Source organism: Candidatus Methylarchaceae archaeon HK02M2 (assembly GCA_024256165.1).
GTDB lineage: Archaea > Thermoproteota > Nitrososphaeria > Nitrososphaerales > JACAEJ01 > HK02M2.
In genome coordinates this window covers 1-9,383 of sequence record JAKLZG010000079.1, presented here as the reverse complement: position 1 = coordinate 9,383, position 9,383 = coordinate 1, and the positions used below count along the sequence as shown (strand labels likewise).

Here is a 9,383-nt window from a genome sequence, read left to right as displayed (position 1 = left end):
ACGTAAAGGCTGTAGATGGAGCAGAAAATGCAAAAGAGGCTATGGTCAACTTTACTGTGAGTACAGGTATATTCGGACTCGATCTTACAACTATCGCGATCATTGCGATAATAATAATAGTGGTAGTGATAATCATCATCTTCTACTTTTTAAGAAGAGGAGCCCCTCCGACATCGACACCACCTCCATCCCCGCCCCCTGTTACACCACCAACTTAGAGAAATTGATAAAAAATCTAAAAGATATTGGCTGCTTGAACTAAAAATATAATATCAATACATAAAAGGAAATACGCGCTCTAATATATCGTATAAATGCGAATTGAATTAAATACTATCAGATAGATGCTAAAATGTTTCCTGATATTTCGAAGTAGATCACACATATATATACTGGTGCAGTAAAGTTATGACGATTAATTTTTAGAGGCTTTGGTCATGACTGTCTTCGGTCCAGTCCCCTCGAGGCGACTGGGACGTAGCTTAGGAATAAACAATATTCCAGCAAAGATTTGCACCTATTCTTGTATTTACTGTCAGCTCGGGAGAACTATAAAGATGCAGGTTGATAGACAGGCTTTTTATAAACCTGAACATATTTTCAGGAAGGTTAAAGAGAAGATAAATAAAGTGAGGAAAAAGGAAGAGCCCATAGACCATCTGACTTTTGTTCCTGACGGCGAGCCTACTTTGGACATCAATCTTGGGAAGGAGATTGAATTATTGAAATACTTAGGGATAAAGATAGTTGTAATAACTAATGCTTCACTCCTTTATAGGGAAGATGTTAAAGAAGATTTAGCTAAGGCGGATCTGATCTCATTTAAAATAGATGCTGTTGATGAGGGTATCTGGCATCAGATAAATAGACCTTATGGCTTGCTAAAGCTCCCTGAAATCCTAAAGGAGATTCTAGAATTTTCCGAAACTTATAATTGCAAGATTATCACAGAAACGATGCTTATAGATGGGATAAATGATAAAGAAAAAGAAATTGATAACATAGCCAAATTCCTAGAACAATTGAATCCAGATAAAGCCTTTGTTGCAATTCCAACTAGACCTCCAGCTGAGCGATGGGTTAAACCTGCTGTAGAGCGAGCCGTGAATATGGCTTATCAAGTTTTCAGTGCGATCCTTGGTGAGGATAATGTAGAATGCCTCACAGGATATGAAGGTTCAGGTTTTGCTTTTACTGGGAATGTGGAGGAAGATTTGCTCAGCATTACCTCAGTTCATCCGATGCGTGCTAAAGCGGTAGATGAATTTTTACGGAAAGCTGGCACCGATTGGAATTTGGTAAAGAATTTGATTAAAGAAGAAAAGCTTATCGAGTTAGACTATAATAAGCATAAGTTCTATATGAGAAAACTCCCAGGTAGAAGATAAAAATCTCATAAAAAATAAATAAAATTGTTTGTTTGGAGAAAGCTCAATTTAAAAAATAAGTGAAAGAAATGAAACCAGTTTATAGTCCTTAAAACCGATTTGTGATATATAATTATGAATGAAATAAAGTATAGGCCGATAGGTATCATTTATTCCCCATACAAAGAACCTCGCGGTATACCAATACAACCAACAGCGGCTCAAGATATCGAAGGTACCATCGAGATATTTCCAGAGTATACTGAAGGACTTAAAGATATTGAAGGATTTTCGCACATTATTTTAATCTATCATTTGCATCTATCAAAAGATTTTTCCTTAAAAGTTAAACCGCATATGGACGATAATCTACGTGGAGTATTTGCCACACGTTCTCCATCTAGACCAAACCCAATCGGGATTTCAATCGTACGTCTGAATAAGGTTGATAGAAATATTCTATATATTCGGAATATTGATATTGTAAATGGAACACCGCTTTTAGATATCAAGCCCTATGTTCCAGAATTTGATGTATGGAAAGTAGAGAGGAAAGGATGGTTAGATAAAAAGATTAACAAACTTAGAAAAGTAAAAGATGATGGGAGATTTAAAAGGTGATATTAAAATATGCTATGAGTAAATAATGAACAAACAATTGAATTTTAAGAAAATATTTCCACTCTTTTTATTCGGAAGCATATGAAACTACCTTTATAGCCTCTCAAGGGCTCCTCAAACCTTTCCTCCTCAGACGGGCCATATCTTAGAGTATTCATGATCTCTACTATAGACAAGCCTTGATCATAAACTAATTTCTTTAATTCATGGCTGGTAAAAAATTTTGCGTATCTGTAGAATTTATGACCAGCCTTCTTTTTTTCTTTATAGAATCTTCCCCAAGGTGAATTCTTTATAATTGAACAAACGATCAAGCTACCATCCTTCTTTAGCACTCTAAAAGACTCTTTGATAACTAAACCAGGTTTATCGAGGAAACACAGGGTACAAACCATAAGCACATAATCAAAAGTTTTATCAACGAAGGGAAGATGCTCCCCTATTGCTTGAATTACCTCTAAACCCCTCTCTTTAGAAATGTTAAGCATAGTAAGAGTGGGGTCAATGCCTATGTTAGTACCTATCCTACTTGCAAATACTCCTGTACCAACACCTATTTCCAAACCAAGACCTTTAAGATTTAATTCTTTTAAAACTCGAACTTCTGATTCATATATTGCATTATGCTTAAAGTACCAAGAATCATATTCTTTTACATGATTTAAAAATCCCTTTTCCATAGCTTCTGCCATCATATCCAGCCTTCATAAAACTGCTTCCTATGCCAATCTTTATAAGATATACCTAGAGGCTCAGGCTCCTCTCCCTCAGGTAATAAGGATCTGACAAGTTCATCATCTTCAAGAAGCTCATATTGCCTTAGATTGTCATCATAAACCATTCCCTTCAGAAGTAGATCGTGGGCTTGAACTATTAACTGCATCTTCCTCATTAAACTATGATCTTTAGAATCTCTATCAGGATGATATCTTAATGTCAGTTTCCGATAAGCATTCTTTATATCTTCTTCTTTTGCATAGCTATCTAAACCAAGAATTTGCTCAGCTCTTATTCTAATCGAGTCTTCTTTGAACCGATGCTTCTTCTTCAACTTCATTTGAAAGATTTGAATTATTAAATTTAAGCCTTTAACAACTAATTCTATTTCAAAATTGTATTCTGTAAACAAGGATTTCCAAAAAAAAGTGAACTTCGGTTATTTGATCTGAATTGATTTAATAAATACTAAAGAGGGGAAAGATTCATCTAGGCAAATCTATCTTATCTAATAGAATTAGTTCTACAGTACCAAAGTTAGTTACTAATTTGCAGCTTGTATAGACAGTATCCTCAGAATTTCATTTTACACTTTCCTTAAAGTTTCCTTGGCTAAAGATATGTCTGTTGTCGATTTGCCTATTGCTCTAGGTATTTCTATCATTAAACCCACCCCTTTCTGCACCTCTTCATCTCCGACTGTAGTTAAAAGACCCTACAACTCAACCTTTGGTGGGTTCAAAAATACTTTATCTAAGCGAGGGTCGTGCAAATTTCTCTCAATAATATCCATTATATTTGTGCTTGATACGATGTTAACTAATTTGGAGACGACCGATAAAGTTCTATACCAATCTCTCACAAATTGATCGTTTGAAGAATTACGGATAATTCCATAGATACTCAATATCTCGATCAAGGCCTCTTGGTCAGGTTTATCTAACTGAAGTACCAATAAATCAATTAAACTTAGTAACTATCAAGAGGTAAAAAAAATAGATAATAAATAATAATATTAATTGTAAACTACATTCATGTTCAAATTGAATAAACAAGCTTTAGAATTAAATGAGATAATCAAGAATAACAATCCAACTATTTACAATTTACTTTCGGAAAAAGGTAGAGCAATATTCTTTCCAAAAGAGGGTATACTAGGTCAAACAGCCGAAGCAAAAGGAAAAAAGATTAACGCAACAATTGGTCAAGCAATTGAAGACGATGGAACTCCAATGAGACTTACGTCTATAGCCAATAGCGTTCTTTTAGATCCTAAAGACGTATTCCCCTACGCACCAAGTCATGGTAAGCCTGAATTAAGAAGAGCGTGGAAAGAAATGATAAAAAGTAAAAACCCATCGTTAAAAAGTAAAATTAGTCTCCCTGTTGTTACAAATGGTATAACAGAAGGGTTGAGTACAGTTGCTTATCTTTTTGTAAATCCCGGCGATAAGATAATACTGACAGATAAATTCTGGGGCAATTATAAATTAATATTTGAAAATGGTTTCGGAGGGATTCTAAATACTTTTAATACTTTCAAACAAGGTGGCTTTGATACTAAAAGTTTTAATAAAAAACTATTAGAAGAAAAAGGGAAAAAAATTATTCTGCTTAATTTCCCAAACAATCCATCAGGATACACCCCAACAAATGAAGAGGCAAATGAGATTATCAAAATGATAAAGGAGAATGCTGAATCAGGAGATAAGGTCGTTGTTATTTGTGATGACGCTTATTTTGGTTTAGTATATAAAAAAGGAATATTCAAGGAATCCATTTTTACAAAACTTGTTGACATACATGAAAATGTTCTTGCAATAAAAGTAGATGGTATAACTAAGGAAGAATATGCATGGGGGTTAAGGATAGGATTTGTAACCTATTCATCAAAAGGGATAACTGGGGAAACATGTCAAGCATTAGAGTCGAAAACAGCAGGTGTAATAAGAGGTACTATCTCAAACGCGTCACACATTTCCCAGAGTTTAATATTAAAGGCCTTTAACTCTCCAACACACAACCAAGAAAAAAGAGAGAAATATGAATTATTAAAAGCAAGATTTGATAGAGTTCAAGAAGTGCTCAATGACAAAAAATTTTATGAATTTTTTTTACCTCATCCATATAATTCTGGATATTTCATGTGTATTCAATTAAAGGATGGTTTAGATGCTGAAAAAGTAAGGCAAACTTTGTTGGAAAAATATGATACCGGAGTTATAGCAATTAAAAATATGTTACGCATTGCTTATTCAAGTTTGGCTGAAAAAGATATTCAGCAATTGTTCGATAATATTTATCTCGTGTGCAAGTCGATAAAATCTTAGTCTTCAAAATTTACTCTACTGATATCATTAACATAATCCGAACCTAACATACTACATTAAAAGGCGGATTCAGGGACGATACCAAATTTATTGTCATTCTAGAATCCGAAATTCAATTTATGGGAAGTTTATAATGGTGCTCAATCAAGTGATGATATTGCTCAGGTGGCATAAGAGAGTAAAATGCCCGATCAACCACCTCACTTAGAGCAGGATGAATATGCATCCCGTCAATTATCGGCTTAGCACTTTGAGTAGGAGTATACGCCAAATTTATGAGCTCTTGTACAAGAATGGAAGCGTAAGGTCCAATAATATGTGCCCCAAGAATCTTCATACTACCCACCTCGACGATTACCTTGACGAAGTAGTCCTTTACACTCATCGCTTCTCCTTTGGCAACGTCCTGATATCTTCGTACTCCGATTAGTACATTATCCTTACCATATTTAGCTATAGCCTCTTCTTCTCTAAGCCCAAAACTTGCAATCTCGGGGTAAGTGAAAACTGCATGCGGTACCGCATGATAATCTACTTTTTCACTCTTTTTTAATAAAGCATTACGGTATACAATAATAGATTCGTAATTAGCTACGTGCTTGAATAGAGACTTGCCATTCGCATCTCCAAAAGCCCAAACATTAGGCTGAGTAGTCTCCAGATACTCATCGACTACAATCCATCCTTTCTCATTTGTTACTATTCCTCCTCTTTCAGGATGAAGTATATCGGTATTCGGGCCCCTCCCAGCAGCTATCAGTATTTCGTCTGCTTCTATTGTCTTCTTTTCTTCATCCGCCCCGTTAATAGAGGTAAGCCTCTTTTTACCTACGGGTGTCTCCTCCACCTCACGCACTTCTTGGTTGGTAAGGATTGTCATGTGCTTTTCCAACTCCCTTTTTGCTAGCGCCGAGACTTCCGGTTCTTCTTGAGGAAGGAACTGAGGATTCCTCCCAATTATAGTAACTTTTGATCCCATGGCCGAAAAAAAATGGCCATATTCTGCAGCGATATATCCTCCACCAACAATAGCTATGCTCTCAGGTAGTCGATTCATCTTGAGGACTGTGTCACTTGTATGATAACTTACTTTCTCCAGCCCTTTTATCGGAGGTATTATGGGCTTTGATCCCGTACATAAAAATATCATCTTTGACATCATTTTGACATCATCCACTTTTAGTGTATAAGGTGCAACAAATTCGGCTATGGCGTGATAATAATCTATGTTTTCAGATTTAGAAAGCCCCTGTCGTATCATTTCTATATCCTTGTTGATGATGATCCTCATTCTTTCCATGATCTTCTCAAAATTTATCTTTTTGATATCGACTTCAATACCAAATTCCTCAGTTCTTTCTATCAGTCTCACCATCTCAGCAGGATATAATAATAACTTAGAGGGTATACATCCCCGAGTCACACAAATACCCCCTGGGTCATCTTTATCGATGACAGCAACTTTGATCCTTGGCTCCCTTTGAATCATGATGTCCACAATATTCATCGCGGAACCTGTACCTATTGCTATCAAGTCATATTCTTTCATATCAAAACTATTCGGGTATATTAAAAAGATAAAATAAATATTTATACTGACTTTGAAGATTTTTGAAAAGATGATTATTTTTTTAAATATAATTGAATTTCTACAGGAACCCCAGAAATTTCATAGAAATATGGAAATGGTAAAAAATATTTCTTTTCAATTACATTCAATTTGTATCTATTAATCAGATTAAATAGCTCTTTTTCTTTAGGGATAGAAATATGAGTTTTATCTTTATCTAGAAAATATAATAATTTCCTGATCAAATTATTAATTGGTAAGGAAATTATGAGGTATCCACCTTTTTTCAATTTCGATTTTAGATTATTTAAAGAAATTTCTATTGAAGACGTATGTTCAAGCACATCAAGGGCAGTAATACAATCAAAATATTCATCGGGATAATTTAACCCCTTTTCAAGATTTTCAATTTTATATTTTGCCTCTAAGCATATTCTTTTAGCCTTATTTATTGCAAAGCTGGAAATGTCACAACCATGAACTTCGTTGAAATAAGGAAATACTAATTGTGTCAGATAACCAAATGCACAGCCAACATCTAAAAAAGTACCGGTAATATGATTTTTTTGTATGAAATTTATTACACTTTTAAATTGCTTTTCAAAATTAATTTTCTCATAATTAAAGTAATTTGATTTCTTCTTTCCATAAAAATAATCTCTATCAAATTGATTTTTCTTGAGCAATGATTTTTCTCTTTTTGTGTTCTTTGGTAGCAAAGATCGCTAACCCAAGGCGGCTTTTTGAAATACATCACGTTTTTCATGTTTCAACCAATAGAAATACATCATGTTTTAAACCCTCTTCTTAGCTATGCGATAACTATCCTTATCTGTACTTGGTATTCTACTTTAGAAATAAAATGGATGAAATTATTTCAGCATCTTCTGTGCTTCTTCATTTGAGATGGCAACCATAGTTTGGGTTTCACAGAATTCAACCCATGGTATGGCCATTTTCATCGCTTCTTTTTCATTAGGTGCTTCATATATTACAACGAAATCATATTGTCCAAGTGTCCATAATATGTTGTGTATATTTATTCCAGGAGGAGGGGCTTTCAATGCTTTTTGAGTTGCTTCTAAAAAGGTTGGCGAAATTTTTCCCCTTATCTTTGCCAGAGTAATAAAAAGTATTTCTTTCTCACCCTTCAAAAATATGGTCTAATTATTTATATATTTTATTTTATACATTAATACACAATTCTAAGGGTTTTTAGTACTCTTTATATCTGAACATTAAAAAGAAAAAATATAAAATGGTTAAAAGATCTATTTCATTAGGCGGAACAACTAAATGACTGGGTTCCATGTTCCCATATTTATTGTCAATTTCAAGTCATATGTCTGGGGAAAAAAAGCTTTAAAATTAGCAAAAATAATCGAGGAAGTAGCACAAGAAACCACCGTTTACCTCTGTATAATTCCCCAAATAGTAGATATCCCTATAATCGCAAAGGAAACTGTAATTCCAATTTTTTCTCCTCATATCGATCCTCTAACCCCTGGACGCGGAACTGGGCGTATCCTACCAGAAGCAATCAAAGAATCTGGTGCTGTAGGAGCGTTGTTTAACCATTCAGAATACAGGCTTCCTGTAACAGAGATATCAAAGGCAATAAAAAGAACGAGAGAGGTTGGCTTGATCTCAATTGTTGCATCTAGTACTCCAGAAGAAGCTAAAGCTATCGCGACACTAGGACCAGATGTTATACTATCAGAACCTCCCAGTAGAATTGGAACCCTAACATCAGTGGGCAAAGATAAAGATTTTGTTATTCAATCGATAAAAAATGTAAAGGAGATTAATCCTAAGATAATTGTAATTTGTGGTGCAGGTGTATCCTCAGGAAGAGATGTTGCAGAACTTCTAAGACTTGGAGTAAAAGGCACAGGAGCATCAAGAGCCATCTGTGAAGCGAAAAATCCTCGAATCATATTATCAGAAATGGTTAATGCATTAGAATATGAGTGGAAGCGAAGAAATAATATGTCTTGAGGGATCGATTACTCTAACTCTTACGCTTTGAATTGCTTTCTTAATTTATGAGATTTCTCTAAGTTGGTGGTGTAACAGGGGGCGGGGATGGAGGTGGTGTCGATGTCGGAGGGGCTCCTCTTCTTAAAAAGAAGAAGATGATGATTATCACTACCACTATTATTATTATCGCAATGATCGCGATAGTTGCAAGATCGAGTCCGAATATACCTGTACTCACAGTAAAGTTGACCATAGCCTCTTTTGCATTTTCTGCTCCATCTACAGCCTTTACGTAAACTGTATGACTTCCGTCGCTTACTTCCGTAAAGTTATAGCTAGTGGCTGTCGATACGTTGATCCATGAACCTCCATCTAACTTTACCTCGTAATGATCTATACCTGTATCTGCGTCTGAACCGGTCCAGGTAACTTCTACTGTTGAAGACTTTACTTCAGAACCGTTGGTAGGTGAAGTAATTGAGAGTGTTGGGGGGACATTATCTTCGATCTCGATTTCTAATTCATATGTGCTTGATCCGCTTATATAATTGACCAAGATGAAGTGGTCTCCAGAAGTCTCAACTGTATAAGATATGCTTTCCATGGCACTACCACTGAGGGTTGATTCTTCTATCAGATCTTCATCAGGATCATATAGCGCTAAATCGAAATTCGAGCCAGAAGATGGGGTCATGTTTACTTTGATCACATTGCTTGCAGATACATAGACCTCGAAGTAATCGTTCTCGTCAAAGGATTCCAAGAATCCCTCGTAGCTTCCAGGGATTATCTGAGTGG

At 35.2% G+C, this 9,383-nt stretch carries 12 protein-coding genes; 5 read left to right on the top strand and 7 right to left on the bottom strand.

Features of this window, described 5'->3' with window-relative positions:
- The 3 genes from L6N96_06400 to tsaA form a co-directional block, all read left to right on the top strand.
- A partial coding sequence (locus tag L6N96_06400; GenBank protein MCP8323788.1) for a hypothetical protein occupies positions 1-218 on the top strand: 218 nt, incomplete at its 5' end.
- A gap of 339 nt (positions 219-557) precedes the next feature.
- Positions 558-1,388, top strand: a complete 831-nt coding sequence (locus L6N96_06395) for a radical SAM protein (GenBank protein ID MCP8323787.1) — start codon at positions 558-560, stop codon at positions 1,386-1,388.
- A 114-nt stretch (positions 1,389-1,502) separates the two neighbouring features.
- The gene (tsaA, locus tag L6N96_06390) at positions 1,503-1,988 is read left to right on the top strand and encodes a tRNA (N6-threonylcarbamoyladenosine(37)-N6)-methyltransferase TrmO (GenBank protein ID MCP8323786.1); all 486 of its coding nucleotides are present in this window, start codon (positions 1,503-1,505) and stop codon (positions 1,986-1,988) included.
- 44 nt (positions 1,989-2,032) lie between these two features.
- Here tsaA and L6N96_06385 read toward each other — a convergent pair whose 3' ends face one another.
- The 3 genes from L6N96_06385 to L6N96_06375 all read right to left on the bottom strand — a co-directional run bounded on the left by L6N96_06385 (position 2,033) and on the right by L6N96_06375 (position 3,660).
- Positions 2,033-2,683: a class I SAM-dependent methyltransferase gene (locus L6N96_06385; protein ID MCP8323785.1), complete on the bottom strand. Its 651-nt coding sequence runs from the start codon at positions 2,681-2,683 to the stop codon at positions 2,033-2,035.
- Entirely contained in the window at positions 2,680-3,039 is a 360-nt protein-coding gene (locus L6N96_06380) for a DnaJ domain-containing protein (GenBank protein ID MCP8323784.1), read from the bottom strand. The genes L6N96_06385 and L6N96_06380 overlap by 4 nt, the downstream gene beginning before the upstream one ends.
- A 381-nt stretch (positions 3,040-3,420) precedes the next feature.
- Entirely contained in the window at positions 3,421-3,660 is a 240-nt protein-coding gene (locus tag L6N96_06375) for a hypothetical protein (GenBank protein MCP8323783.1), read from the bottom strand.
- A gap of 88 nt (positions 3,661-3,748) precedes the next feature.
- On the opposite strand from L6N96_06375, the gene L6N96_06370 reads away from it, so the two are divergent.
- Positions 3,749-5,035, top strand: a complete 1,287-nt coding sequence (locus L6N96_06370) for an aminotransferase class I/II-fold pyridoxal phosphate-dependent enzyme (GenBank protein ID MCP8323782.1) — start codon at positions 3,749-3,751, stop codon at positions 5,033-5,035.
- 112 nt (positions 5,036-5,147) lie between these two features.
- On the opposite strand, the gene L6N96_06365 is transcribed toward L6N96_06370, so the two are convergent.
- From L6N96_06365 to L6N96_06355, 3 genes are all read right to left on the bottom strand, one after another.
- A complete protein-coding gene (locus L6N96_06365) occupies positions 5,148-6,584 on the bottom strand; it encodes a dihydrolipoyl dehydrogenase (protein MCP8323781.1) in 1,437 nt (478 codons plus the stop codon).
- 74 nt (positions 6,585-6,658) lie between these two features.
- The gene (locus tag L6N96_06360) at positions 6,659-7,324 is read right to left on the bottom strand and encodes a class I SAM-dependent methyltransferase (protein ID MCP8323780.1); all 666 of its coding nucleotides are present in this window, start codon (positions 7,322-7,324) and stop codon (positions 6,659-6,661) included.
- Between the two features lie 153 nt (positions 7,325-7,477).
- On the bottom strand, positions 7,478-7,759 hold the full coding sequence (locus L6N96_06355) for a GYD domain-containing protein (GenBank protein ID MCP8323779.1): 282 nt from the start codon (positions 7,757-7,759) through the stop codon (positions 7,478-7,480).
- 142 nt (positions 7,760-7,901) lie between these two features.
- Between L6N96_06355 and L6N96_06350 the strand changes: the two genes are divergently transcribed.
- Positions 7,902-8,603: a triose-phosphate isomerase gene (locus L6N96_06350; GenBank protein ID MCP8323778.1), complete on the top strand. Its 702-nt coding sequence runs from the start codon at positions 7,902-7,904 to the stop codon at positions 8,601-8,603.
- Positions 8,604-8,661: 58 nt separating this feature from the next.
- Here the strand turns inward: L6N96_06350 and L6N96_06345 are convergent.
- On the bottom strand, positions 8,662-9,383 hold a 722-nt coding region (locus L6N96_06345), incomplete at its 5' end, for an Ig-like domain-containing protein (GenBank protein MCP8323777.1).

Excerpts from the sequence above, each read along its gene's own strand:
- L6N96_06395 (MCP8323787.1), top strand. The coding sequence starts at position 558 with ATGCAGGTTGATAGACAGGCTTTTTATAAACCTGAACATATTTTCAGG.
- tsaA (MCP8323786.1), top strand. The coding sequence starts at position 1,503 with ATGAATGAAATAAAGTATAGGCCGATAGGTATCATTTATTCCCCATAC.
- L6N96_06350 (MCP8323778.1), top strand. The coding sequence starts at position 7,902 with ATGACTGGGTTCCATGTTCCCATATTTATTGTCAATTTCAAGTCATAT.
- L6N96_06365 (MCP8323781.1), bottom strand. The coding sequence starts at position 6,584 with ATGAAAGAATATGACTTGATAGCAATAGGTACAGGTTCCGCGATGAAT.
- L6N96_06385 (MCP8323785.1), bottom strand. The coding sequence starts at position 2,683 with ATGATGGCAGAAGCTATGGAAAAGGGATTTTTAAATCATGTAAAAGAA.